Origin of the sequence: Streptomyces fildesensis (genome assembly GCF_016107395.1) — a bacterium.
Classification (GTDB): Bacteria; Actinomycetota; Actinomycetes; order Streptomycetales; family Streptomycetaceae; genus Actinacidiphila; species Actinacidiphila fildesensis.
In genome coordinates, this window is record NZ_JAAIKO010000353.1 from 1 (window position 1) to 244 (window position 244).

At 72.5% G+C, this 244-nt stretch carries 1 protein-coding gene; it reads right to left on the reverse strand.

Annotation, left to right across the window (positions count from 1 at the left end):
- The coding region (locus C6N31_RS43170; RefSeq protein WP_198359755.1) for a hypothetical protein at positions 1–244 on the reverse strand (244 nt) is incomplete at both ends.

The following is a 244-nucleotide window of genomic DNA, read 5'->3' on the forward strand; positions in this document are numbered from 1 at the left end:
CTTCCGGCGACAGGTCAGCGCCCACGCCGAGGTCGGCCATCGTGGCCAGGTAGGCGTCACGCAGCCGGTTGTACCAGCCGTCCAGGTAACGGCTGTTGTCGTCCCGCACCCACGCCTCGATCGGCGCGACGTCGTATCCGAGCTCCACCGCGTACGCCACGCTGGGTGTGGCGTACCAGGCCGGACCCGTCGGACGGTCGCCCGTGGGCGTGAACGGGCACCAGCGCGTCCGCCGCCGCTGGGG